Source organism: Achromobacter sp. 413638, assembly GCF_043119405.1.
Classification (GTDB): Bacteria; Pseudomonadota; Gammaproteobacteria; order Burkholderiales; family Burkholderiaceae_B; genus Achromobacter.
The window spans coordinates 1-24,776 of the sequence record NZ_JBICCO010000016.1; the positions used below are offsets into that span (position 1 = coordinate 1).

Consider the following 24,776-nt stretch of genomic DNA (forward strand, 5'->3'; position numbering starts at 1 on the left):
CACGCGATCGAAACACCGCGGCTTCTGTCGAAACGATCGCCTTCGCTGCCGCCGGCTCTGGCCAACGTCGGCGAAGGCGATCGACTGCCCGCGCTAGTGCGAAGCGGGAGCGCTCACGCCCACCCCGGTCTGGCTGCGCACATACAGATCGAAGAATCGTGCGCGCTCCGATGCCGCCGCTTCGCTACGATCCAACAACGAAACGACGATGGCGACAGCGAATGCCAGGGGCATCGAGAACAGCGCCGGCTGTTCATACGGAAAGAGCGCGTCCGCGTAGCCCAGAACGTTGACCCACACGGATTTCGAGGCGCAGACCAGGGCGACGGCGGACACCAGACCGGTGTATCCGCCAGCCAGCGCTCCCCTTGTTGTGAGGCCTCGCCAGAACATCGACAGGAAGAGGACGGGAAAATTGGCCGAAGCCGCCACGCCGAATGCGATGGCCACCATGAAAGCGACATTCACTTTCTGGAAGACGATGCCCAGCAGGATGGCCACGACACCCAGTGCCAGCGTCGCGAACTTCGTGAGCCGCAGTTCCTTGGCTTCGTCCGCCACGCCTCGACAGATGACGTGAACATAGAAGTCGCGCGCGATCGCCGATGCCCCGGCAAGCGCCAGACCCGACACGACGGCCAGAATGGTGGCAAACGTGATCGCCGCGAGGAAACCGAACATCAAGTCACCGCCCACGGCATGTGCAAGGTGCATCGCCACCATGTTTCCGCCGCCCAGCAACTTGCCATTGATGTCGCCAGCCTCGAAGAACCTCAAGTCCTGGCTGACAATGACAATGGACGCCAGCCCCAGAATCAGCAGCACATTGAAGAAATATCCGATGAAGCCACTGGCGTACAGCACGGATTTCCTAGCTTCCTTTGCATCCTTAACCGTGAAGAATCGCATCAGGATATGAGGCATCCCCGCCGTGCCGAAGATGAGACCAAGGCTCAACGAAATCGCGGCGACGGGATCTCCCAGAAGCTTGCCCGGCATCAGCAACGCTGCCCCGCTCCGGTGAATCTCCATGGCCTTGGAAACCAGCGTCTCGAAATCGAAGTCGAATTTCGAGAACGCGAGCAAGGCCACGATCGTGCCACCGATCAACAACAGAAACGCCTTGGTGATCTGCACCCACGTGGTGGCCACCATCCCCCCGAAAATGACGTATGCCATCATCAGAAAGCCGACAATGATCAGCGCCCAGTTGTATTCAAGCCCGAACAGGAGCTTGATCAACTGACCCGCGCCAACCATCTGGGCGATCAGATAGAAGCAGACCACGACCAGGGAGCCCAGCGCCGACATGGCGCGGATCGGACGCTGCGCCAGGCGGTACGACGTGACATCCGCGAAGGTGAATTTACCCAGGTTCCTCAACCGATCGGTCATCAGAAGCAGCAGCACCGGCCAACCGGTAAAGAACGCGATCAGATAGATATAGCCGTCGATGCCATCCGTGTAGATGATCGCGGTGATCCCCAGCAGCGTCGAGGCGGACATATAGTCTCCCGCCAGGGCCAGCCCATTCTGCATGCTGCTTATGCCGCCACCCGCGCTGTAGAAATCCGAAGCGGAACGGCTCCGCTTCGCCGCCCATACGGTGATTCCCAGCGTGAACAGCACAAAGCAAAAGAACAGCGCGATGGCGTGCAGGTTGACGGGCTGGCGCGACGTTTCCCCGATCGCGACATCCGCCCAGGCCAAGGGAGACGCCAACGCCATCCCCATGAAAAGAACCGAGAACTTTCCGGCGCGGCTCATTGCGCCCTCCCATCACCAGCCTTCTCCACGAGGTGGCGGAGCATCGGGTCGAACTTGCCGTTCGCAAACGACACATAAATCGTGGAGATGATCAGGAACAGCAGGAACAAGGCCAACTCGGCGGCAATGCCCACCGTCAGCCCGCTGCCGGCAAAAAACGGCTTGGCAGCGAATCCCGGCATGAGGCAGACCACGCCCAGAAATCCGAAATACCCAATGAAAATAATGGACAACAGCGAGCAAACAAGACGATTCCTGCCGGAAACCAGTTTCGAGAAATTCTTGTTGGCATATATCTTCTCAATTTGCAGCGAGACTTCCGCGGCGGCCTTGTTTACCTGAATAGGCACGGAATGGCTATCAGACAAAACTGTCTCCTTTGGATTTCAGACAATCGCGGGCGCTCGCGGCGTCCGTCATTGCCTGCACTGGAATTTATTTTTTGTATATGAATGCTCGACTTCCGGCGCCCCATGGAAATCGCACTTCGGCCGCACCTCCGACGGCCTCCTTTCCGCATCGCGGCTGGCGCATGAACCATTGATTCGGGAAGCGATGCCGCATTCCTGCGGCATCGCTTTGCGCGCTAACTGGCTTTTCGCGCTTCGGCCAGTTGCTTCAGATAGGTATCCTGGATATACCGGGTATGGATCTTGGCCTGCGCGAAGTCAGGACTGCCGATCAGCTGAAGATGGAATTCACGGGTCGTTTGCACGCCGTCGATTTCAAGCTCCTGAAGCGCACGCTGCATCCGCGCGATCGCTTCGGCCCGCGACTCCCCCCAGCAAATTACTTTGCCCAGGAGCGAGTCATAGAAGGGCGGCACGACATAGCCGGAGAAAATATGGCTATCCATGCGCACGCCGATGCCGCCAGGCGGGGAATACCGCTGCACCTTGCCGGGCTTGGGCTGGAAATCCTGTTCCGGGTCTTCGGCATTGATGCGGCACTCGATCGCGTGACCGTGCAGCCGGACGTCAGCCTGAAGCAGCTCGATGCGCTCCCCCGACGCAATGCGGATCTGCGCCTTGACCAAGTCAATGCCGCAGACCATTTCGGTGACAGGATGCTCGACCTGGATCCGCGTGTTCATTTCCATGAAGTAGAAGCGCTGCGATGCGGGATCGAGAATGCACTCGATCGTGCCGGCGCTTCGATAGTTCACGTGCTTGCACAGGCGGACCGCCGCCTCGCCGATCTGCGCGCGCAGCGACGCGCTCAATACCGGCGACGGACTCTCCTCGACAAGCTTCTGATTCCGACGTTGAGAGGAACAGTCCCGCTCGCCCAGATGCAGGATATTGTGCCCATCGCCCAGCACCTGGATCTCGATGTGCCGGATATCGGTCAGGAATTTTTCCAGATACATGGCGCCATTGCCGAACGCAATGGTGGCTTCGCGCGAGGCTTCGAGAAACGCCTTCTCGATCATCGACGGATCGTTGACAACCCGCATTCCTCGCCCGCCGCCGCCCGCCGACGCCTTCAACAGCACGGGATAGCCGATGCGCTCGGCAATCGCTGCCGCTTCCGCGGCCGAGGCCACCACGCCTTTGGAACCGGGAGTGGTCGGCACGCCGGCCTCTTCGGCCAGCTTCCTCGCCGTGGCCTTGTCTCCCATCGCTCGTATCGAAGCGCCGGTCGGCCCCACGAAAATGAAGCCCTCCGCTTCGACGAGATCGGCGAAATCGGCGTTCTCCGAGAGAAATCCATAACCCGGATGAATCGCGTCCACGCCCAGCGCCGACGCCGCCGCGAGTATCCGCCGTGCGTCCAGGTAACTCTCTTGCGGCTTGGGACCGCCAATGCACACCGAACGGTCCGCCATGCGAACGGCGAGCGAATCCCTGTCGGCCTCGGAGAAGACCTGAACCGTTTCAATGCCCAACTCGCGACATGCGCGCAGAATGCGAACGGCGATTTCGCCACGGTTCGCAACCAGCAGCCGCTTGATCTTCGACCCCATCTACACACCCCTCTCAGTTGGCAGGCTCGATCACGATGAGAGGCTGTCCGTATTCCACCGTGTCCCCATCAGAGACCAGGATGTCCCGGACAACGCCACCGGACTCCGCGGAAAGTGCGTTCATCAACTTCATGACTTCAATGATGCACACCGTTTCGTGCGCGGCAATCGTGTCTCCGACGCCGACAAAGGGTTTCGCGCCCGGTTCCGGCGCGCAGTAGAACGTTCCGACCATGGGCGCGCGGACCGTCACGAAATGGGCGGGCCATTCCTTGCGGGCATTGGCGGCGCTTGCCGCCGCCACGTTCGATGCTGCCGCGGGAGCACTGATCGCCGCTTGCGGCGCTGGTTCCGCGCGCGCAACGGCAAGCTCGGGAGCGGGGGCTGAACGCTGCGCCTGGGTTGCGACATCGGAAAGCGGCGCATGCTTGCTCAGCGAAATCTCGATGTCGTTGTAGCGCAATCGAAACTCGCCGAACTTGTCGGCTTCCTCGACGAGCTTGATGATTTCCCTGACGTCCTGGTAGGTGAGTGTCTTGTCGGTCATTCAATTTTCTCCTGGAGTGGATTTGGGTATTTCAGGATCCCACGATGTTCAATTGGAAATCGCCGTGCGAAATATGCACGCGACCGATCTTGGGACGCTGCGAGAGATGCTTGAGCAAGGCGACGATGGAATGCTCGTGCTGATACTCATACGTGGTCGACCCTTTCTCGCGCAGCATGTCGTCGACCTGAGAACCCGCGAACATGTATCGCAGCAGTCGCTCATCGTCCGACGCCGACGGATATTTCTTGCGAAGCGCGGCGACCGCGGGCTCGGGTGCGACCGGCTTCAATGCGATCTGCTTCGAGCCATTCTCGACGATGCGATCGAGCACGTCGGGGGCGACAGGCGCCAGGAGCTTCCCGTAGTATCCCAACGCATATTTCTTGATCTCATTCGGCACGACGCGATATCGCTCGCCGTGAACCACGTTGAGTACCGCCTGGGTCCCGACCAATTGCGCAAAGGGCGTGATCATGATCGGGTAGCCCAACTCCTCGCGCACCCTGGCCACTTCCTCGAGCAGCTGATCGAACCGGTCGGAAAGACCAGCCTCGGCCAATTGCGATTTGAAATTGCTCAGCATGCCGCCCGGCATCTGGTGCTGGTAATGAAACGCGTCATACTCCAGCACCTCGCCTACAGGCTTTCCCTCCGCCTCGGCGATACGCCTGAAATGCTCGCCCACATGATCGACCGTCAGGTCGTCGATCGGCACGTCGTAACCCATCAGCCTGAGGTTTCGGGCGACGCTTTGCGTGGCGGGTTGAGCCGCGCCGTTCGCCAGCGGCGCGATGGACGTATGCAGGATATCCGCGCCGCACTTCACCGCCTCCAGGTACATCAGCGGCGCGAGTCCGGTCAGACAGTGGCTGTGAATCTCCAGCGGCATGTCGCCGATCACCCGCTTGATCGCGGGGACAAGCGTCCGGATCCGATCGATCGTCAGCAGGCCAGCGGCATCCTTGAGCATGATCCCGTCGATGGCCTTGCTCTGTACCAGTTCGCGCGCGGTCTTGACGTACAACTCGTCCGTATGGACAGGGCTGAGCGAGTACGACAAGGCGCCGAACGTCGTGACCCCCAAGCGCTTGGCAACGCGCGTGGACGCCAGAATGTTCTCAACGTCATTCAGGCCGTCGAAGGCGCCGACGATGCGAAAGCCATTCGCCACGGCCCGCTCGACCCACAACTCCAGAATGTCGTCGGGCAAGGTGTCGAACGTCATCAGGTTCTTGCTTCGGACAAGAAAGCGCAACGGCGTGTTCTGCACCTTGCTGCGCATCAACCTCACCCGCTCCCAGGGGTCCTCCTTCAGGTAGCGGACGCTGACGTCGAATTGAATCGGCGCGACCAGGTCTATCTGCGCAAAGCCTGCCTTGTCCATGGCTTCCGCCACGGGCAGCATGTGCGCCGTCTTCATGCGTGTCGCCCAAAGGCACTGATGGGCATCGCGCAGCGTGGTGTCAACGATGCCGATCTTCTTGCGTTGCACGTCCATGGATGTCTCCTCTAATGTTCATTTACTATATAGTAATAGAGGAAAAGTCAGACTTCAGATCAGTGTTTTCCCTGATTCTTTCGGCAGATCTTTCGAAAAAATAGGAGATCCATAGAGAAGCGGGCCATCCGGACAGTCATAGCAAGAATCCAATACTATGGTGTATCAAGGAACCTCCAACTTGACGGACGTCAGAGCCGGAACCTCATGGCATGGGAGGTCGACCCACCGCGCGGCCAGCGATGGCGGACAGCCGCCCCATGGGACGATTCCGCGCAAGGCCGCGGGATGCATGGATCAGTTGGCGCCGCGCGCGGTGGCCACCATGGTGAGCGTCAGATGGGATATCGCGATGGACTGATCGGCTGCTGTTGATGCTTTTTCTAATAATGGAAGGCATCAAACAGAGCATGGTGCGCGGCGCATTCGCGCGGAGAGACCCGGAGGCCGGAGTCGAGGGCCGTGCGCTCGAAGACAGCGCGGGCATCGCCTTGGGCGGATATCGAGCCAATACCCCCTCAGCGCATCCGACCCGGCGCCAGGGCAGCCGTCCGGGTGGCCGCCCCCCTCAGAAAACGTCGGCGCTGGAATTCAGATGCACAGACGCAGCCCGCCCGCGGGCAAGAACAGCTGCTGGTAGAAAACCGGCTGCCCGGCGGAGGTGCTCCCCATTATTTCCACATGGGTGCCATAGACCTTTCCAGACATATCGAGCTCGCCGACGATGCTCTTTGGAAGCGCCACGGTGCGAACCGACTTGATGACATTGGATGCCGAAACCTTATATATTTTCTTGGTCAATTGCACGAAATTCTCTCCTTTCATGCTGTCCAGGTCGGCCTCCATGAAATACGGAAATCTGTTTACGTCCGCAAAGTACTGACTGATGAATGCATAGTCTTCGGCGACGATCTTTCTATCAAGGCGAACGATCTCGCAATCGTTGGCATCACCACGCAACCAATGCGCCCACAGCGCATCGGACTCGACCTGAATCCGCCGCAACACCGTGCTCGTCATGGGAACGAATCGGGTCCCGTCAACCGAGAGCACTCGATAAATCCATGGCTCCCCCAAGCGCTTCTCTCTGGGAATAATGAACGTCCCAGCCCCTCTTTTTCTCTGGACGTACCCGCTGCTGACCAACGAGCCGACGGCCTTTTGAATCGTTCCGAGACTGAACGGAACCAGCGCCGCCATCTCCTGCTCGGTGGGGAACTTCTCCCCATCGCGCCAGTAACCGTCCTCGATCGCGGCGATGAAAACTTCTTTGAGATACTCGTGCTTTACGGGGTTGTCTGATACCTGAACCTGATACAACTCGAAGAAATTATTGGATTTCATATTAGACAACGCATCTTTCATATCCGGCTTGCGACGCGACTCACTCAGACCAGGCCGATTGGCCTGTCCGCCCCTGCGGAGCCGCATTCATTTTGGAAAACCAAGATCAAAAATATTCTGAATATCCGGGAATCCATATGGCTGGACTCCCCTCCCCCCGAACAATAACCCAGACCGATGGGCCCGGCGCATTCAATAGCCCGCAGGGCCGAACAACCGATGAAAAGCATCGACGCCGCGCCCGTCGTTCGCAAGGCCGGACACAGCGCGGGCGCCACGCCATGGGACGCGCGACAGTCCAAGATGGACAAGGAGCCAGCAGCCTCCTGAGGCCGCCCCCGGCCACTGCGCCCGAATCAAGTAGCATGGACCTTTCGCCACCCACTTGTACGACAACATGACCACCAAGCCTCGCATCATCCAGGTCGGTTCGCTGGCCGGTTCCCCCTCCGCCAACCAGACCTTGGCCGACCGCTACGACGTCGTCGAACTCTGGAAATTCCCCGACCGCAAGGCCGCCCTGGCCGAACACGGCAAGGGCATCACGGCCATCGTCACCTCGGCCAACTTCGGCGCCAATGCCGAGCTGATCAACGCCCTGCCGGACCTGAAGGCCATCTGCAGCTGGGGCGTGGGCTATGAAACCATCGACGTGGCGGCGGCGCAGGCGCGCGGCGTGCAGGTCAGCAATACGCCCGACGTGCTGACCGACTGCGTGGCGGACCTGGCCTGGGGCCTGTTGATCGCGGCGGCGCGCCGCATGGGCCAGGGCGAACGCTTCGTGCGCAGCGGGCAGTGGGGCCAGATTCACGGCAGCATTCCGCTGGGCATGCGCGTCAGCGGCAAGAAGCTGGGCATCGTCGGCCTGGGCCGCATCGGCGACGCCATCGCCAAGCGCGGCGCGGGCTTCGACATGCAGGTGCGCTATCACAACCGCAGGAAGCGCGACGACGTGGCATACGGCTACGAAGCCTCGCTGGTCGAACTGGCGCGCTGGGCCGATTTCCTGATCGTGGCCACGGTGGGCGGCGCGGGCACGCGCCATCTGGTGAACCAGGAAGTGCTGGAAGCGCTGGGGCCCAAGGGCATCGTCGTGAACATCGCGCGCGGCCCGGTCATCGACGAAACCGCGCTGGTCGCCGCGCTGGAAGCGGGCAAGCTCGGCTGGGCCGCCCTGGACGTGTTCGAGCACGAGCCCAAGGTGCCGCAGGCGCTGCTGGGCAGCGACCAGGCCGTGCTGCTGCCGCATATCGGCAGCGCCACGCTGGAAACGCGCCAGGACATGGAAGACCTGATGCTGGAGAATCTGCGCGCGTTCTTCGAGACGGGCCGCGTGGTGACGCCGGTGGAGTAGGTCCCCCCCGAGCGCTGCGCGCTCCCCCCAGGGGCGCAGCAGCGGACCGGAGGGTGAGCCCACCCCAAAGCGCTACGCGCTTTCCCCTCAAGGGGCGCCGCTGCGGCCCGGCGAAGCCGGCTCCGCGCGGCCCCGCTTGGGGGCACCTGGTTCTTGCAAGCGAAGTTGATGCGTAGCGGTTGTGCCGGGACACCGGAATGAAAAAAGCCTCCCGGCGCCCATACCGGGAGGCTTTTGAGTTTCCGGGCGGCGACGGCGCCGCGTCGGAATCTCTTTTGCAAAGGAACTGCGGGTGTGGCCCGCGCCGGCTTACTTGGCCGGCGTGGTCGCCGGCGTCATCGCGCCGGCCTTGTCGGTCTTGTCCATCTTGTCGGACTTGGCGGCGGCGGGCTTGGCGGCTGCCGGCTTGGCCGAGGTCTTATCGGCCTTGTGGTGTTTGCCCGTGTGTTCCATCTGACTCTTGGTTTCGCCCGGCTTGGCGGTCGCGTCCGCGGCGAAGGCCGCCGGCGCCGCCGCGAGACCCAGGCACAGCGCCGAGGTGGAAAGGAACGCGGCAATACGGGAGTGGGTCGTCATGTCATGTACTCCTGAATGATCAAAGGCCCAGGGCCTTCTTCCAGCAAGGTGCGGCGAGGTGTTCACCGCAAGCCCCGTACTTCGTTGGAATGCAGACCGGCGCGAAGGTTCTGCGCGGAACCAGAAATTTTCCCGCGCTAACGCTTGGTCATGAGATCGTGACAATCATGCTTCGAATGCCAGCAGCGCAACCGTGGCGAACAGCATGAGCGCGAAGCAGGCTCTCAGCCGGCGTTCAGGCAGACGATAGGCCAGGCGCACGCCCACCGGCACGAAGGCGAGGCTGCCCACGGCCAGCGGCGCGCCCACCATCCAGTTGGCCTGCCCGGCCCAGGTGTACGTGATGAGCGCGATGGTGGAGCCGGGTATCACCATGCTCAGGGCCAGCGCCTGCGCGGTGGTCTGCGGCAGGCGGAACACCGAGGTGATGATGGGCACGGCCAGCACCGCGCCGCCGACGCCGAAGAATCCACCGAGCGTGCCGCACAGCATGCCCAGCGCGCTGGCGCGGCGCGGCGTGAAGACAGGCGCGGCGGTCTGCGGCGAAGCCTGCTTGCTTGCGTTCTTGTTCCGATCCTTGTGCACGCCCTTGCCGGCATCGCGCGCCGCCGTCGGCCGCGAGGCGCGCCAGGTCTGCCATACATAGAACAGCGCGATGAAGAACAGGAACACCGCGAAGCTCAGGCGCAGGCTGCTTGAGTCGATGCCCAGCGCCAACCGCGCGCCGAACCAGGTGAACACGACCGCGCCCGCCGCGCCGGCCGCGGCCACGCGCTTGTCGATCCGCACCTGCTGGTTGTACTTGCGCACGGCCATCATGATGGTGGGCAGCACCATGATCAGCGCCGTGCCCTGCGCCAGCTGCTGCGGCATGTCCATCAGCAGCACCAGCGCCGGAATCGCGATCAGCCCGCCGCCGATGCCCAGCACGCCGCCCATGAAACCGATGAGGCCGCCCGCGGCCAGGCACAGCACGATGACGAACAGATTCACAAGCGATCCTCAGCGCAACTTGTCCAGCGCGGCGTCGAGCCGGTCGACCGCCCAGATCTCCAGGCCCTCGATGGGCTGGCGCGGCGCGTTGGCCTTGGGGATCAGCGCCACGCTGAAGCCCAGTTTGGCGGCCTCGCGCAAACGCTCTTGTCCGCGCGGCGCGGGCCGGATTTCGCCGGCCAGGCCGACTTCGCCGAACGCGATCAGTCCGCGCGGCAGCGGCCGGTCGCGCAGCGACGACATGATGGCGAGCAGCACCGGAAGGTCGGCCGCCGGCTCGGTGATGCGCACGCCGCCGACGGCGTTGACGAACACGTCCTGGTCGAAGGTGGACACGCCCGCGTGCCGGTGCAGCACCGCCAGCAGCATGGCCAGGCGGTTGCCTTCCAGGCCCACGGTCAGGCGCCGCGGATTGGGCGCGTGCGAGCTATCCACCAGCGCCTGGATCTCGACCAGCAGCGGCCGCGTGCCTTCCTGCGTGGCCATCACGCAGGAGCCGGCGACCTGCTGCTCGTGCTGCGACAGGAACAGCGCGGACGGATTGGCCACGCCGCGCAGGCCACGGTCGGTCATGGCGAACACGCCCAGCTCGTTGACCGCGCCGAAGCGGTTCTTGAACGCGCGCACCAGCCGGTACGAGGAATGCGTGTCGCCCTCGAAGTACAGCACCGTGTCGACGATGTGCTCCAGCACGCGCGGCCCGGCCAGCGCGCCGTCCTTGGTGACGTGGCCGATCATGACGATGGCGATGCCGGTCTGCTTGGCCAGCCGCGTCAGCTGCGCGGCGCATTCGCGCACCTGCGACACCGAACCGGGCGCGGCGGTCAGCTCGCCGCTGTACAGCGTCTGGATCGAGTCGATCACGGCCACCGTCGGCTTCTGCTCGGACACGGCGGCCTGGATCGCCTCCAGCCGGATCTCGGCCAACAGGTTGACGTTGCCGGTGGCCAGGCCCAGCCGGCGGGCGCGCAGCGCGACCTGCTCGGCCGATTCCTCGCCGGTAACGTACAGCACCGAGGTGGTCTCGGACAGGGACGCCAGCGCCTGCAGCAGCAGCGTGGACTTGCCGATGCCGGGGTCGCCGCCGATCAGCACCACGGCGCCGGCTACCAGGCCGCCGCCCAGCACACGGTCGAATTCATCGAGGCCAGTAGGCTGGCGCGGCGTCTCGCGGGCCTCGATCTCGGACAGGCTGCGCACCGGACTGCTGCTGGCCAGCGGCGCATACCGGTGGGCCGCCGCCGACGGGGCGGACGACTCCACGGTTTCCTCCAGCGTGTTCCAGGCATTGCAGTGCGGGCATTTGCCCTGCCACTTCGGGGTTGTGCCGCCGCATTCGGCGCAAACGTAGACGGTTCGATTCTTTGCCATCCCCCAGAGTTTACCGATATCCCTTCCCCTGCTTGGCGCTCGCGGCCACGGCATGTGGACGATTTCGCGTCACCAACCAGCACGGATGCTCCGGCTTGGTGCATGGATCTTTCAACAGACTTTCGAAAACCACAAGAATTCGAGAAACTGGGGGCCAGATACAAGAAATTAACTGCCGGATTTTTGCAAATCGCGCATAATCAGGCGATCACACGCAACGACAATCCGCCGGCCTTTAAGGCGGTGCCGGCGCCCGGTCCTGGTCCGGGCGCAATGGCGAAATCGCCGCGTGATCGCTGGGCGGCTTTCCAGGACGCCGCACTAAACCGGAACACGACCCAAGCCTGACGAGACCGCCGGACCACCGGCGCGGCGAACGCGAAGGTCAAACGTGCATGCGCCTTGCCACCGGGCGCATCCGCGAGGAGTACGCGCATGAGCACTACGTATCGCCCCCCATTCGACGAAGACGACGAGCTGGACCTGCGCGCCCTGTACCGTAAGACCAGATCCGGCAGTCCGGAACTGGACGCGGCGGTACGACGCAGCTGGCATCCCGGACATAGCTGGCACCCAGGCTGGGCCGCCGCCGCCTGCGCCTTCCTGGTCGCCGGCCTGTTCACCTGGACCAACATGCGCGAGAACGCCGACGCGCCGGACAGCAATCCGATCGCGCAACTGATGGCGCCCAGCGAATCAGGGACGGATAAAGATCGCCCCGCCGCCGCCGAGTCCGCCGTCGCTCAGCCCCAGGAAGCGCCGGCCGTGCAGCGCGCCGCGCTGCCCGCGCCGGAGTCCGCATTGCCGCCACAACAGGCCGCCCCCGCGGCCGAAGCGTCAGCGCCTGGCGCCGCCCAGCCCGAGGCGGCCGCGCAGGAACCCGCCCAGGCGCAGGCGGCCCTGAGCGACGAAGAGATCGAGTCGCGGCTGGCTCATATCCGCAGCCTGATGCAGGACGATCAACAGGAAGATGCCGCGCACGCGCTGCAGGAACTGCGCCAGGCCGTTCCCGACCTGACCGTGCCGGACGACCTGCAGGAACTGGCCCAGCAGCATCCCGCCTGACCGTCGTCCCGGTCCAGGCACGGGCGGCGCAAGGCCGCCTGACCATACCTGTCATCCTCCTTACGCCGGACCCCTGTTTCATGCGGGTCCGGCGAGAAATTGCGGGTAAGAACCGGCGGCTTCTTGCTAACATAGCCGCCATGAGTCCGAGCTTCCACCACCGCAATCTCCCCCATCTGCTGCTGTACGCGCGCGAAACCCTGATGGCACATTTCCGGCCCTTGCTGCATGCGGCCGGCGTCACCGAACAGCAATGGCGGGTCCTGCGCACGCTGAGCGAAGTCGGCTCGATGGAGCCCAATCAGATCGCGCGCAGCTGCCAGATCCTCAGCCCCAGCCTGACCCGCATGCTGGCCGGCATGGAAGAGCAAGGCCTGATCAAGCGCGCGCGTTCCAGCCAGGACCAGCGCCGCCAGGAAATCTCGCTGACGTCCAAGAGCAACAAGCTGATCGACCGCATGCGACCGCAGGTCGACGCCAAGTACGAAGAACTCGAAGCCCGCATCGGCAAGGAACTGCTGGACCGGCTCTACCGCGATGTGGACGCCATGGTCGAGCAGGTCCGCCGCGACGCGGAGTAAGGCCGGCGGGCGCCGGTCCGCGCCGCGCGCTCAGGCCGGCACCGGAAAGACCGCGTTCAGCTGGCCCGTGCCGGAGCTGGCGAAGTACTCGGTGACGATCTCCGCCGGCTGGTCGTAGGCATCCCAGCCCAGCAGGCCCAACAGCATGGCGGTATCGTGCATGCCGCCCTCGCCCACGCACAGGTCCGCGTATTCCGGCAGCATGGCGCAAAAGGTCTTCCAGTCGCCCTGGCGCCACAGATCCACCACGCGCAAGTCCACCTGCCGGAAGAACTCCCGGCTGATCTCGTGCATGGTGGCTTCGCCGCTGCCGTTGTCGTTGAAGCGATGCGACAGCGAGCCGCTGGCCAGCACCGCCACACGGCTGTCGCTCTGCTCGATCGCCTGGCGCAGCGCGGCGCCGAAGCGTCGGCTGTCCTCCAGCGTGTGCCAGGCGCACCAGGCAGCCACCGACACCACCTTGAAACGGTCGTCGCCGTTCATGTAGCGCATCGGCACCAACGTGCCGTATTCCAGTTCCAGGCTGCCGATTTCGTGCGCGCGCGTACCCACGCCCGCCGCGTTGGCGCATTCGGCGATGTGGCGGCCCAGTTCGGGATCGCCACGGTAGGCGTAGCGCATGTCCTTGATGAAATGCGGCAGCTCGTTGCTGGTGTAGCAGCCCTCGAAGCGATCGTTGCAATTGATGTGATAGCCGGCGTTGACCAGCCAGTGCACGTCCAGCACCACCATCGTGTCCACATCGAGTTCGCGGCAACGCCGGCCGATCTCCCGATGCCCCTGGATCGCCGCCTCTCGGCAACCCTGATGCTTGCCGGGCATTTCCGACAGATACATCGACGGCACATGCGTCACCTTGGCCGCCAGCGCGAGCTTGCCCATGGTGTTTGTCTCCTGGTTCTGGTCTTGTGTTGTGGGGATATGAAGGACGGCCTACACGCCCCAGCGCGGGATGTGATGGCTGCCCATGGAAACGCAGACGTTCTTGACCTCGGCGAATACCTCGTAGCTGTATTCGCCGCCTTCCCTGCCCGTGCCCGATTCCTTGGTGCCGCCGAAAGGCTGGCGCAGGTCGCGCACGTTCTGGCTGTTGATGAACACCATGCCGGCCTCGATGCCGCGCGCCAGCCGATGCGCGCGGCCGATATCGCGGGTCCAGATGTAGGACGCCAGTCCGTACTTCACATCGTTGGCCAGCATCAGGCCGTCGACCTCGTCCTTGAAGGGCAGCAGGCAGGCGACCGGGCCGAAGATCTCTTCCTGGGCGCAGCGCATGCGGTTGTCCACGTCGGCCAGCACCGTGGGACGCACGAAATTGCCGCCAGCCAGCCGCGCCGGCAGGCCGGCGGGCAGTTCCGGACCGCCCGCCAGCACGCGGGCGCCCTCTTCCTCGGCCAGACGGATGTAGCCAGTGACCTTTTCCCAATGCTGGCGCGTGATCATCGAACCGACATGGGTATGCTCGTCGGTCGGGTCGCCCACCACCAGCCGGTTCGCGCGCTCGGCGAAGCGGCGCACGAAATCGTCGTAAATGGTTTCCTGCACGAAGATGCGCGAGCCCGCGGTGCAGCGCTCGCCGTTGAGCGAGAAGATGGTGAACAGCGCCGCGTCCAGCGCGCGCTCGACGTCGGCGTCGTCGAACACCAGCACCGGCGACTTGCCGCCCAGCTCCATCGAGTATTTCTTGACGCCGCCGGCGCTGGCCAGGATCTTCTTGCCGGTGACGGTGCCGCCGGTGAACGAGATGGCGCGCACGCCCGGGTGACGCACCAGCGCATCGCCCGCATCGGCGCCATAGCCCTGCACCACATTCAGCACGCCGGGCGGAATGCCTGCCTCCAACGCCAGCATGCCGAGCTGGTCGGCGGTCAGCGGCGACAGCTCCGACATCTTCAGCACCGCCGTGTTGCCCAGCGCCAGGCACGGCGCCGTCTTCCAGGTGGCGGTCATGAAGGGCACGTTCCACGGCGAGACCAACGCGCACACGCCCACCGGCTGGTACAGCGTGTAGTTCAGCATCTGGTCGTCGACCGGATAGGTGTGGCCGTTCATGCGGGTGCAGACTTCGGCGAAGAAATTGAAGTTCTCCGAGGCGCGCGGAATCAGCTGCTTGCGCGTCTGCGAGATCGGCAGGCCGGTGTCGCGCGTTTCCAGCTCGGCCAGCATGGGCACGTTCTGATCGATCAGCTCGCCCAGCCGGCGCATCAGGCGGGCGCGCTCCTTGGCGGGCGTGTTGGCCCACTTGGGAAAGGCCTCGGCGGCGGCCGCCACGGCCGCGTCGATCTCGGCCTGGCCGCCGGCGGCGACCTCGGCGATGGCCTCGCCCGTGGCCGGGTTATAGGTAACAAATCGATCCTTGCTGTCGACCTGCCTGCCGTTGATCCAATGCTTGATGCTCACGCTCGACTCCTGGCTGCGGACCGGCGCGCGGGTGGCGCCACGCGGTCGGACATATCCTATTAGTTAACTAGTTAACATTATTCTCGAAGACCCAGGCCTGTCAACAGCCAGCGGCCCGCAGCGGGAAATCCCCAAGGCCGTTCGTGACGCGGGCGCATTGCCGCTGGCGGGCTTTTTCACTATCATTAATTAACATGATAACTACTTAGCACGGAGGGGAACCCCGTTCCCGCAACCGCCATGCCGCATATCTGGATCGAGTATTCAGGCAACCTGGACCTGGACACGCGCGCGCTGATGCGCACCGTGCAGGATGCCGCCATCGGCGACGGGTCGCTGTTTCCGCTGGCCGGCGCGCGCACCCGCGCCGTCAGGATCGACGACTGCCTGATCGTCGACGGCCATCCCGACAATGCCTTCGTCCACGTGCTGCTGCGCATCGGCCACGGCCGCAGCGACGCGCAGAAGTCCGCGCTGGGGGAACGCGTGTTCCGGGCGCTGACCGACGCCATGGCGGCGCAGATGGCGGCGCGGCCGCTAGGCCTGTCGCTGCAGATCGAGGAAGCGGATCCGGTGCTGAACTACAAGCTCAACAACTACCGCGACTACCTGAAGGCGCGCGCCGAGGCCGCGCTGCGGCCGCCGCGCACCGTGGTCGGCGCGGCGCTCAACTACCGGCAGCAGCTGGAGGCGCTGGGCGAAGCCGCGCACGCCCCGCCCTACCAGCGGCCGCCGCAAGCCCCCGTGCTGTATATCAAACCCGCCAACACCCACGCGCAGGACGGCGACGCCATCCTGGTGCCGGCCGACGTGGCCGAGGTGCAGGTGGGCGCCTGCCTGGGCATCGTGTTCGGCCGGACGGCCACGCGCGTCAGCGCGGCACAGGCGCTCGACTACGTGGCGGGCTACCGGGTGGTGGCCGACCTGTCCGAGCCGCACGCCAGCTACTTCCGGCCCGCGCTCAAGCAGCAGTGCCGCGACGGCTTCTGCCCCATCGGCCGGGACCTGACGCCCGCCGCATCGGTCGCCAATCCCGACGCGCTGGACATCGAGGTGCTGGTTGACGGCCAGACCGCGCAGCGCGCCACCACCGCCGACCTGGTCCGCCCGGTGGCGCGGCTGATCGCCGATGTGACCGCCTTCATGAGCTTCGAGCCGGGCGACATCCTGCTCGCGGGCGTACCCGCCGGCGCGCCGCGCCTGCGGGCCGGCCAGCGCTACGAGATCCGCATCGCCGGCGTCGGCTCGCTGGCCAACCGCCTGCAGGCGGCCTGAATCCTTCCCCTATCGGACCCGCCATGAAACACGCCCGCATCGTCCTGGACGGAATCGTCCACGCCGCCACCGAAGCCGGCCCCGGCCTGGTGCGCCTGCCGGACGGCCGCGTCCTGGCCGAGGACCAGGTCCAGTGGCTGCCGCCCATCGAGCCGCGCACCACCTTCACCCTGGCCATCAACTACGCCGACCATGCCAAGGAACTGGCCTTCAAGGCCCCTGCCGAACCGCTGGGCTTCCTGAAGGCCGCCAACACCTTCGTCGGCCACCGCGCCCGCACTTTCCGTCCAGCCGACGTGGCGTTCATGCATTACGAGTGCGAGCTGGCCGTGGTTATCGGCAAGACCGCCCGCAATGTGCGCCGAGATCAGGCCTACGACCATGTGGCCGGCTACACCGTGGCCAACGACTACGCACTGCGCGACTACCTGGAGAACTGGTACCGCCCCAACCTGCGCGTCAAGAGTCGCGACACCTGCACGCCGCTGGGCCCCTGGCTGGTGGACCGCGACGACATCCCGGACCCCATGAACCTGACGCTGTCCACCCACGTCAACGGCGTGCGCACCCAGCTCGGCAACACGCGCGACATGGTGTTCGACGTGCCCGCGCTGATCGAGTACTTCAGCAGCTTCATGACGCTCTCGCCCGGCGACCTGATCCTGACCGGCACGCCCGACGGCATCGTCAACGTGAAGCCCGGCGACGAGGTCGTGACCGAAATCGAAGGGGTGGGAAGACTGGTCAACACCCTGGTCCCCCTGCCCGCCTGACATCCCCCACTCCTGGAACCTCTCCATGCTGGACACCGCCACCGTGCGCGCCCTCGCGGCGCGCCTGCACGAAGCCGAACGCACCCGGACGCAGATCCGCCAGATCTCGCTCGACCATCCCGACATCGGCATCCCCGACGCCTACGCCATCCAGAAGGCCTGGATGGAAATCAAGCTGGCCGAGGGGCGCGTCAAGCGCGGCCACAAGATCGGCCTGACCTCGCGCGCCATGCAGCAGGCCTCGCAGATCGACGAACCCGATTTCGGCATGCTGCTGGACGACATGTTCTTCCAGGACGGCGCCGAGATTCCCGCCGGCCGCTTCATCCTGCCGCGCCTGGAGGTCGAGCTGGCCTTCGTGCTGGGCAGGCGCCTGCAAGGCCCGAACGTCACGCTGTTCCAGGTCTACGACGCGGTGGACTACGTGATCCCTGCGCTGGAGATCATCGACGCGCGCTCGCACGGCATCGATCCCGACAGCAAGCGGCCGCGCAAGGTCTTCGACACCATCGCCGACAATGCCGCCAACGCCGGCGTGGTGCTGGGCGGGCGACCAGTGAAAATCGGCGAGCTGGACCTGCGCTGGATCGGCGCCATCCTGTCGCGCAACGCCGTCATCGAGGAGACCGGCGTGGCCGCCGGCGTCTTGAATCATCCGGCCAATGGCGTAGTATGGCTGGCGAACAAGCTGGCCGCCCATGACGTGGCGCTGGAAGCGGGCGAGATCATCCTGTCGGGTTCCTTCACCCGGCCGGTCGCGGCCCGCGCCGGCGACACCTTCAACGTCGACTACGGCGTGCTCGGCTCCGTCAACTGCCAATTCATCTGAGCCCGTCGTACATGGACATCCTGACCAATCCCTTCAAGCAGGCGCTGCGCGCCGGCAAGCCCCAGATCGGCCTGTGGGCCGGCCTGGCAAGCGCCTATACGTCCGAGATCTGCGCCGGCGCCGGCTTCGACTGGCTGCTGATCGACGGCGAGCACGCCCCCAACACGCTGCAGACCACGCTGGCGCAACTGCAGTCGGTGGCCGCCTATCCGGTCGCGCCGGTGGTGCGCCCGGCCTGGAACGACCCCGTGCAGATCAAGCAGATCCTGGACACCGGCGCGCAGACGCTGCTGGTGCCCATGGTGCAGTCGGCCGAGGAAGCCGCCGCCGCCGTCGCCGCGGTGCGCTATCCGCCCGCCGGCATCCGCGGCGTGGGCAGCGCGCTGGCCCGCTCCTCGCGCTGGAACCGCATCCCCGACTACCTGACGCGCGCCAACGATCAAATGTGCGTGCTGGTGCAGATCGAAACCCCGCGCGCCGTCGACGCGCTGGATGACATCCTGGCGGTGGACGGCGTGGATGGCGCCTTCATCGGCCCCGCCGACCTGTCCGCCAACATGGGCTACCTGGGCCAGCCCGACCATCCCGAGGTCACGCAGGCCATCGACGAGGCCATCCGCCGCATCGTGCAGAGCGGCAAGGCCGCCGGCATCCTGCACAGCAATGTCGAGCGGGCCAGGCACTACCTGTCGCTGGGCGCCAGCTTCGTGGCGGTGGGCGTGGACGCGGTGCTGCTGGCGCGCGCCGCCGAACGGCTGGCCGGCGAGTTCAAGAACGTCGCGGCGCCAGCGCCCGCCAAGGGACCGTACTAGCGCCATCGTCTGCGGACCGCCCATGAAAAACGCGCACCCACGGTGCGCGTTTTTCATGCCAGGGCCGACACGGGCTCAGGTGCGTCCGCCCAGGCTGCCGCCCCCATCCACGCCCAGCACCTGGCCGGTGATGAAGCCGGCGTCGTCGGACAGCAGGAAGGCGATGGCGGCCGCCACTTCGGCCGGCGCGCCCAGGCGCTTCATCGGCACGGAGGCCAATGCGCGCTTCTCGGCGTCGCTGCCGGCGGGACGAGTGGCGCGGAACATCTCGGTCTCGATCGGGCCCGGCGCCACCGCGTTGACGGTGATGCCGTACTCGGCCAGTTCCAGCGCCCAGGTGCGGGTACAGCCGACCAGCGCGCTCTTGGCCGCCGAATAGGCGGTGCGCTCCAGGCCGCCGTGGATGGCGCGGCTGCACACGTTGACGATACGGCCCGCGCGGCGCACCTTCATCGATTCGACGAAGGCCTGTGTCACCTGCACCGCGACGCGCACGTTCAGGTCCAGCACGCTGTACAGCGAGGCCAGGTCGATCTCGCCCAACGGCTGCGGCGTCACCAGGCCAACGTTGTTGACCACCGCGTCCACGGGGAATTTGTCGCGGATCTCGCGCAGCACTTCCTCGGTGCGGCCGGCGTCGGACAGATCACAGGCATACAGGTAGCCGGGGAAATCCACGTCGGTGGTGTTGCGCGCGATACCGACCACGTGGCAGCCCAGATCGGACAGCCGCTGGGTCAGCGCCCAGCCTATGCCCTTGGTGGCTCCCGTGATGAGCACGCATTTGTCCTTCATGGATCGAAACCTCGCAGTCTGTTTTCTGGGGTGAAAACGGGCGCATGAGCGCCCGGTTTTCAATTTACAAATTCAAGTAGACACCATCCGGGGCCGGCTGTCTTGTAAATTGCGTAGCAATTCTTGCCCGGCGTACACCCCGCGCCAAAGCGGAGCCCGCGCCCGCCACGGGGCGCCTCGCGCCAGCGCGCGCGGAACGAAAAACGGACCGACTCCGGGCCGTGGCCGCTTCAGGGTTCGCGGATGACCGGCACGCGCGGCGCCACCGCGCACAGCAACTCGTAGCCGATGGTGCCGGCGGCCTGCGCCACCTCGTCCACCGACGGGCCGTCCTCGCCCCAGAGCGAGACCGGCGAGCCCACGCCGGCGGCGGGCACCGGGTCCAGATCGACCATCAGCATGTCCATGGACACCCGCCCAACCAGCTGGGTGCGCACGCCTGCCACCATGACGGGCGTGCCGGTGGAGGCGTGCCGGGGATAGCCGTCGGCGTAGCCGCAGGCCACGACGCCGATGCGCATGGCGCGCTCGGCGCGGAAAATGGCGCCGTAGCCGACCGAATCGCCGGCCTTGAGTTCCTGCACCGCGATGATCTCGGAACGCAGCGACTGGGCAGGCCGCAGGCCGAAGGAGGCCGCGTCCGCGTCGGCGAAGGGCGAGGCGCCGTACAGGCAGACGCCCGGCCGCACCCAGTGCGCCTGCGTCTCGGAACCGACGGCGATTTCCGCGAAGCGCAGCGTGGCGGCGGAATTGCAGACGCTGACCGCGCCCGGGAATCTGTGCGTCACCGAATTGAACAGGCCCAGTTGCTCGTTGACGCCCTGCGGACCATCGGCGCAGGCGAAATGGGTCATCTTGCCGACCGAGCCCAGCACGCCCTGCTGCTGCAGAAGCTGGGCGCGCTCGAAGGCCGCCGGATAGGCCGCCGGGCTGAAACCCAGCCGGTTCATGCCGCTGTTCAGCTTGAGCATGATGTCCACCTTGCGCGACAGGCGCGCCCGCGCCAGCATGTCGAGCTGCTCGCGGTGATGCACGCTGGTGCTCAGGTGATAGCGGTCGACGATGTCCAGGTCGGCGGGTTCGAAGAAACCCTCCAGCAGCAGGATCGGACCGCCCCAGCCGGCCTCGCGGCAGCGCACCGCCTCGTCCAGGTCCAGCATCGCCAGCCCCTGCGCCGAGGAGAACCCCGCCACCGCCTGTTCGATGCCGTGGCCGTAGGCATTGGCCTTGATGACGGCCCAGATGGACGGCGGCAGGCCCTGGGCCGCCGCGGCCGTCTGATCCAGGTGGCGGCGCACCGTGGCCAGGTTGTGGGTAAGCGCGGAAACGGAAATGGTGGCGGATATGGGACGCGGCATGATGGCGAAATCCTGAGCAGAGGGGAGTATATCCCCCCCGAGGCGCCTGCGGCGCTTCCCCCCAGGGGGCGCTGCGCGCGGACCGGCGGAGCCGGATCCGCGGCAGCCCCGATCGGGCCGGCGGCTGGCGAAGACCGGCCCCTTGCGCCCCCTTCCGTCAGCGCCCATGCACATGCCGGCGCACCTTGGCGAGATGTAGCCGATCGTCCCCACCGGCGAATGCGCAAGGGATTACTACAATGAGGGCCAGGACATGAGGTCCGGCATATATTTGGCTGGACACAACCCCGGCACGGCCCCCGACGGGCCGGCGCCGCCAGACCGCAACACAGGACCATGCCCATCGATCACTACGAGAACTTCCCCGTCGCCTCGCTGCTGCTGCCGCGCAGGCTGCGCGGCGCCGTGACCGATATCTACCGGTTCGCCCGCGCCGCGGACGATATCGCCGACGAAGGACCTGCCAGCGACGCCGAACGGCAACAGCAGCTGGCGGCCTTTCGCGCCGAGCTGCACCGCATCGGCGCCGAGCCGGGCGCCACGCCCGCCCCCGGCGATCCGGCGCTGGCGCGGATCTTCGGGCCGCTGGCGGCCACCATCGCGCGCCACCAGCTGCCGATCACGCCGTTCTACGACCTGCTGTCGGCCTTCGAACAGGACATCGCCGTCACGCGCTACCAGGATTACGCCTCGCTGCTGGACTACTGCACGCGCTCGGCCAATCCGGTCGGCCGGCTGATGCTGCATCTGTTCCACGCCGCCAGCCCGCAGAACCTGGAACAATCCGACGCCATCTGCACCGGCCTGCAACTGGTCAATTTCTGGCAGGACGTGCGCCTCGACTGGCACAAGCACCGCGTCTACCTGCCCCAGGAAGACCTGCACCGGCATGGCGTCTCCGAGGAAGACCTGGCCGCCGCCCGGCTGACGCCCGCCTGGCGCGAACTGATGGCCTTCCAGGTGGAGCGCACGCGCGCGCTGCTACACTTCGGCGCTCCGCTGGCGCGCCGGCTGCCGGGCCGCATCGGCCTGGAGCTGCGCATGGTGGTGCAGGGCGGGCTGCGCGTGCTCGAACGCATCGAGGCCGGCGGCTACGATGTATTCATGAACCGCCCCGAACTGGGCGCCAAGGACTGGGCCATCATGCTGTGGCGCTCCATCAAGTAAGCAACAAGACAAGCAACAGGCCCCGCCGAATATGACCCCTGACGAATACTGCCAGGACAAGGCCGCCAAGAGCGGCTCCAGCTTCTACTACTCGTTCCTGTTCCTGCCGCCCGAGCGCCGCCGCGCGATCACCGCGCTGTACGCTTTCTGCCGCGAGGTCGACGACGTGGTCGACGAGTGCACCGACCCCTCGCTGGCCCGCGTCAAGCTGGCCTGGTGGCGCACCCAGATCGACCAGATGTTCGAAGGCAAGCCCGAGCACCCGGTGACGCTCGCGCTGCGGCCGCACCTGCAGAGCTGTTCGATCACGCGCGAGCGGCTGCTGGCGGTGGTCGACGGCATGGAAATGGACCTGGACCAGACCCGCTACCTGGACTGGCCGGGCCTGCGCAAATACTGCTGGCACGCCGCCGGCGTGGTGGGCGAGCTGTCGGCCGGCGTGTTCGGCTACAGCGACCCGCGGACCCTGGTCTACGCCGAGAAGCTGGGCCTGGCGTTCCAGATGACCAACATCATCCGCGACGTGGGCGACGACGCCCGCCGCGGCCGCATCTACATCCCGGTCAACGACATGCAGCAGTTCGAGGTCAAGGCCTCGGACATCCTCAATGGCGAATACTCCGAGCGCTTCTCGGCGCTGATGAAGTTCCAGGCCGACCGCGCCCGCGAGCTGTACCGCGAGGCCATGCGCAGCCTGCCCGAGGCCGACCGGCGCGCGCAGCGGCCGGGCCTGATGATGGCGGCCATCTATCACGCGCTGCTCGACGAGATCGAGCGCGACAACTGGCAGGTGCTGCACCAGCGCATTTCGCTGACGCCCCTGCGCAAGCTCTGGCTGGCCTGGAAAACCTGGGTGGGCGGCGGCCGCGGGCTGGTCCGCCGGCTGGCGCGGTGAAGGCCGCGGTCATCGGCGCGGGCTGGGCCGGCCTGGCCGCCGCCGTGGCGCTGCGCGAGGCCGGCGCCAAGGTCACTGTCTTCGAAGCCGGCCACACGCCCGGCGGACGCGCGCGGCGCGTCTTCCACGGCGAATTCGACACGCCGCTGGACAACGGCCAGCACCTGCTGTCCGGCGCCTACCGCCACACGCTGGCGCTGATGCGGCGCGTCGGCCGCAACCCCGACGCCCTGCTGATGCGCCGCCCGCTGCGGCTGGCCAGCCTGGACGGCCGCTTCCGCCTGTCGGCCCCGCGCCTGCCGGCGCCCTTGCACCTGGCCGTGGCCGTGCTGGGCGCGCGCGGCCTGTCCTGGTCCGACCGCCTGGGCATGCTGCGCCTGATGCGCGGACTCAAGGCCATGTCCTGGGCGCCGCCGCGCGAATGGACCGTGCTGCAGCTGCTGCGCCACTACGCGCAATCCGACACCCTGATCCGCCAGCTATGGGATCCGCTCTGCCTGGCCGCGCTGAACACGCCCACCGCCCAGGCCAGCGCCGGGCTCTATGCGCGCGTGCTGCGCGACAGCCTGGGCGGCAGGCGCGAAGCCAGCGACCTGCTGCTGCCCTGCACCGACCTGTCGGCGTTGTGGCCGGACGCCGCCGCGCGGCACCTGACCATGCGCTACGGCAGCACGGTGCGCCAGCTGCAGCCCTCGCAAGACGGCGTGGTCGTCAACCAGGAGCGCTTCGACGCCGCCGTGCTGGCCGTGCCGCCCGCCTTCGCCGCGCGCCTGCTGGACGCGCCGCTGCGCGAGGCCGGCGCCGGCGGCCTGCTGGACGCGCTCAAGTCCTTCGACTACCTGCCGATCGCCACGCTGAATCTCCGGCTGGCCGGCCCCTGGCGCCTGCCCGAACCCATGATGATGCTGCGCGAGGATCCCGCGCGCGGCCATCTGGGCCAATGGCTGTTCGACCGCGCGCGCCTGGTCGGTGACGACAAGACAGGCGAGCTGGCCGTCGTGGCCAGCGCCGCCGTCGGCGTGGCCGAGCGCAACCGCCAGCCGGTGATCGAGGCCCTGATCGACCAGGTGGCCGAGCAGGCGGCCCGCCACCCCGCGCGGCTGCCGCCGCTGCCCGAGATCCGGGCGGCCGAACTGTTCATCGAAAAACGCGCCACCTTCGCCGCCGTGCCGGGCCTGACCCGGCCGCTGAACACCACGCCCTGGCGCGCGCTGGCGCTGGCCGGCGACTGGACCGACACCGGCTATCCCGGCGTGCTGGAAGGCGCGGTGATGAGCGGGCTGGCCGCCGCCAGGACGCTCAACCCGCGCGCCGCATGAGGCGCGCGGGTTGATTGCGCATCGGTGGCTTGCATGCCGCCGGATCCGGCGGCGGTCCACTCCGAAGGCGAGCGCGAAACGCCTGCGC

General features: G+C 66.0%; 24 protein-coding genes. 11 read left to right on the top strand and 13 right to left on the bottom strand.

Annotation, left to right across the window (positions count from 1 at the left end):
* Nucleotides 1-93: 93 nt before the first annotated feature.
* The 6 genes from ACEU5R_RS08975 to ACEU5R_RS09000 all read right to left on the bottom strand — a co-directional run bounded on the left by ACEU5R_RS08975 (nucleotide 94) and on the right by ACEU5R_RS09000 (nucleotide 7,146).
* The gene (locus tag ACEU5R_RS08975; RefSeq protein WP_103275176.1) at nucleotides 94-1,767 is read right to left on the bottom strand and encodes a cation/acetate symporter; all 1,674 of its coding nucleotides are present in this window, start codon (nucleotides 1,765-1,767) and stop codon (nucleotides 94-96) included.
* The gene (locus tag ACEU5R_RS08980; RefSeq protein WP_392409891.1) at nucleotides 1,764-2,135 is read right to left on the bottom strand and encodes a DUF485 domain-containing protein; all 372 of its coding nucleotides are present in this window, start codon (nucleotides 2,133-2,135) and stop codon (nucleotides 1,764-1,766) included. Before ACEU5R_RS08980 ends, ACEU5R_RS08975 begins: the two co-directional genes overlap by 4 nt.
* Before the next feature lie 218 nt (nucleotides 2,136-2,353).
* Nucleotides 2,354-3,733: an acetyl-CoA carboxylase biotin carboxylase subunit gene (gene accC / locus ACEU5R_RS08985; protein WP_103275178.1), complete on the bottom strand. Its 1,380-nt coding sequence runs from the start codon at nucleotides 3,731-3,733 to the stop codon at nucleotides 2,354-2,356.
* A gap of 13 nt (nucleotides 3,734-3,746) precedes the next feature.
* Nucleotides 3,747-4,280 carry an acetyl-CoA carboxylase biotin carboxyl carrier protein gene (gene accB, locus ACEU5R_RS08990; RefSeq protein WP_392409892.1) on the bottom strand — a complete coding sequence of 178 codons (534 nt, stop codon included), beginning with the start codon at nucleotides 4,278-4,280 and terminating at the stop codon, nucleotides 3,747-3,749.
* Between the two features lie 31 nt (nucleotides 4,281-4,311).
* Nucleotides 4,312-5,781, bottom strand: coding sequence for a pyruvate carboxylase subunit B (locus ACEU5R_RS08995; RefSeq protein ID WP_392409893.1), 1,470 nt, complete (start codon nucleotides 5,779-5,781; stop codon nucleotides 4,312-4,314).
* A gap of 591 nt (nucleotides 5,782-6,372) precedes the next feature.
* Nucleotides 6,373-7,146: a GntR family transcriptional regulator gene (locus ACEU5R_RS09000; protein ID WP_392409894.1), complete on the bottom strand. Its 774-nt coding sequence runs from the start codon at nucleotides 7,144-7,146 to the stop codon at nucleotides 6,373-6,375.
* Nucleotides 7,147-7,522: 376 nt separating this feature from the next.
* Here ACEU5R_RS09000 and ACEU5R_RS09005 point away from each other — a divergent pair, with 376 nt between their 5' ends.
* Complete coding sequence (locus ACEU5R_RS09005; RefSeq protein ID WP_392409896.1) at nucleotides 7,523-8,479, top strand: 2-hydroxyacid dehydrogenase; 957 nt, start codon at nucleotides 7,523-7,525, stop codon at nucleotides 8,477-8,479.
* A gap of 309 nt (nucleotides 8,480-8,788) precedes the next feature.
* On the opposite strand, the gene ACEU5R_RS09010 is transcribed toward ACEU5R_RS09005, so the two are convergent.
* From ACEU5R_RS09010 to radA, 3 genes are all read right to left on the bottom strand, one after another.
* Nucleotides 8,789-9,055 carry a hypothetical protein gene (locus ACEU5R_RS09010; protein ID WP_103275182.1) on the bottom strand — a complete coding sequence of 89 codons (267 nt, stop codon included), beginning with the start codon at nucleotides 9,053-9,055 and terminating at the stop codon, nucleotides 8,789-8,791.
* A 165-nt stretch (nucleotides 9,056-9,220) separates the two neighbouring features.
* Entirely contained in the window at nucleotides 9,221-10,048 is an 828-nt protein-coding gene (locus ACEU5R_RS09015; RefSeq protein WP_392409897.1) for a sulfite exporter TauE/SafE family protein, read from the bottom strand.
* 9 nt (nucleotides 10,049-10,057) lie between these two features.
* Complete coding sequence (radA, locus tag ACEU5R_RS09020) at nucleotides 10,058-11,419, bottom strand: DNA repair protein RadA (protein WP_392409898.1); 1,362 nt, start codon at nucleotides 11,417-11,419, stop codon at nucleotides 10,058-10,060.
* 102 nt (nucleotides 11,420-11,521) lie between these two features.
* Between radA and ACEU5R_RS09025 the strand changes: the two genes are divergently transcribed.
* From ACEU5R_RS09025 to hpaR, 3 genes are all read left to right on the top strand, one after another.
* Entirely contained in the window at nucleotides 11,522-11,767 is a 246-nt protein-coding gene (locus ACEU5R_RS09025) for a hypothetical protein (RefSeq protein WP_158658451.1), read from the top strand.
* An 87-nt stretch (nucleotides 11,768-11,854) separates the two neighbouring features.
* The gene (locus ACEU5R_RS09030; RefSeq protein ID WP_103275185.1) at nucleotides 11,855-12,484 is read left to right on the top strand and encodes a hypothetical protein; all 630 of its coding nucleotides are present in this window, start codon (nucleotides 11,855-11,857) and stop codon (nucleotides 12,482-12,484) included.
* 140 nt (nucleotides 12,485-12,624) lie between these two features.
* Complete coding sequence (gene hpaR / locus ACEU5R_RS09035) at nucleotides 12,625-13,065, top strand: homoprotocatechuate degradation operon regulator HpaR (RefSeq protein WP_103275186.1); 441 nt, start codon at nucleotides 12,625-12,627, stop codon at nucleotides 13,063-13,065.
* Between the two features lie 30 nt (nucleotides 13,066-13,095).
* Here hpaR and hpaD read toward each other — a convergent pair whose 3' ends face one another.
* On the bottom strand, nucleotides 13,096-13,947 hold the full coding sequence (gene hpaD / locus ACEU5R_RS09040) for a 3,4-dihydroxyphenylacetate 2,3-dioxygenase (RefSeq protein WP_392409900.1): 852 nt from the start codon (nucleotides 13,945-13,947) through the stop codon (nucleotides 13,096-13,098).
* 51 nt (nucleotides 13,948-13,998) lie between these two features.
* Entirely contained in the window at nucleotides 13,999-15,465 is a 1,467-nt protein-coding gene (hpaE, locus tag ACEU5R_RS09045) for a 5-carboxymethyl-2-hydroxymuconate semialdehyde dehydrogenase (protein WP_392409902.1), read from the bottom strand.
* A 240-nt stretch (nucleotides 15,466-15,705) separates the two neighbouring features.
* On the opposite strand from hpaE, the gene ACEU5R_RS09050 reads away from it, so the two are divergent.
* The 4 genes from ACEU5R_RS09050 to hpaI are packed head-to-tail and all read left to right on the top strand — an operon-like array spanning nucleotide 15,706 to nucleotide 19,154.
* A complete protein-coding gene (locus tag ACEU5R_RS09050) occupies nucleotides 15,706-16,740 on the top strand; it encodes a fumarylacetoacetate hydrolase family protein (protein WP_103275189.1) in 1,035 nt (344 codons plus the stop codon).
* Nucleotides 16,741-16,763: 23 nt separating this feature from the next.
* Nucleotides 16,764-17,513, top strand: coding sequence for a fumarylacetoacetate hydrolase family protein (locus ACEU5R_RS09055; protein WP_103275190.1), 750 nt, complete (start codon nucleotides 16,764-16,766; stop codon nucleotides 17,511-17,513).
* A gap of 25 nt (nucleotides 17,514-17,538) precedes the next feature.
* Nucleotides 17,539-18,342, top strand: a complete 804-nt coding sequence (gene hpaH, locus ACEU5R_RS09060; protein WP_392409903.1) for a 2-oxo-hept-4-ene-1,7-dioate hydratase — start codon at nucleotides 17,539-17,541, stop codon at nucleotides 18,340-18,342.
* A gap of 11 nt (nucleotides 18,343-18,353) precedes the next feature.
* A complete protein-coding gene (hpaI, locus tag ACEU5R_RS09065; protein WP_392409904.1) occupies nucleotides 18,354-19,154 on the top strand; it encodes a 4-hydroxy-2-oxoheptanedioate aldolase in 801 nt (266 codons plus the stop codon).
* Nucleotides 19,155-19,229: 75 nt separating this feature from the next.
* Here hpaI and ACEU5R_RS09070 read toward each other — a convergent pair whose 3' ends face one another.
* Together ACEU5R_RS09070 and alr are read right to left on the bottom strand one after the other, a co-directional pair.
* Nucleotides 19,230-19,949 carry an SDR family oxidoreductase gene (locus ACEU5R_RS09070; RefSeq protein ID WP_103275193.1) on the bottom strand — a complete coding sequence of 240 codons (720 nt, stop codon included), beginning with the start codon at nucleotides 19,947-19,949 and terminating at the stop codon, nucleotides 19,230-19,232.
* A gap of 230 nt (nucleotides 19,950-20,179) precedes the next feature.
* Nucleotides 20,180-21,307: an alanine racemase gene (alr, locus tag ACEU5R_RS09075; RefSeq protein ID WP_103275194.1), complete on the bottom strand. Its 1,128-nt coding sequence runs from the start codon at nucleotides 21,305-21,307 to the stop codon at nucleotides 20,180-20,182.
* Between the two features lie 336 nt (nucleotides 21,308-21,643).
* Between alr and hpnC the strand changes: the two genes are divergently transcribed.
* Genes hpnC through hpnE form a run of 3 tightly spaced genes read left to right on the top strand, consistent with a single transcriptional unit; the run spans nucleotide 21,644 to nucleotide 24,688 of the window.
* Nucleotides 21,644-22,474, top strand: a complete 831-nt coding sequence (gene hpnC, locus ACEU5R_RS09080; RefSeq protein ID WP_392409906.1) for a squalene synthase HpnC — start codon at nucleotides 21,644-21,646, stop codon at nucleotides 22,472-22,474.
* Between the two features lie 31 nt (nucleotides 22,475-22,505).
* Nucleotides 22,506-23,369, top strand: a complete 864-nt coding sequence (gene hpnD, locus ACEU5R_RS09085) for a presqualene diphosphate synthase HpnD (RefSeq protein ID WP_103275196.1) — start codon at nucleotides 22,506-22,508, stop codon at nucleotides 23,367-23,369.
* Complete coding sequence (gene hpnE / locus ACEU5R_RS09090) at nucleotides 23,366-24,688, top strand: hydroxysqualene dehydroxylase HpnE (protein WP_392409907.1); 1,323 nt, start codon at nucleotides 23,366-23,368, stop codon at nucleotides 24,686-24,688. Before hpnD ends, hpnE begins: the two co-directional genes overlap by 4 nt.
* Nucleotides 24,689-24,776 lie beyond the last annotated feature (88 nt).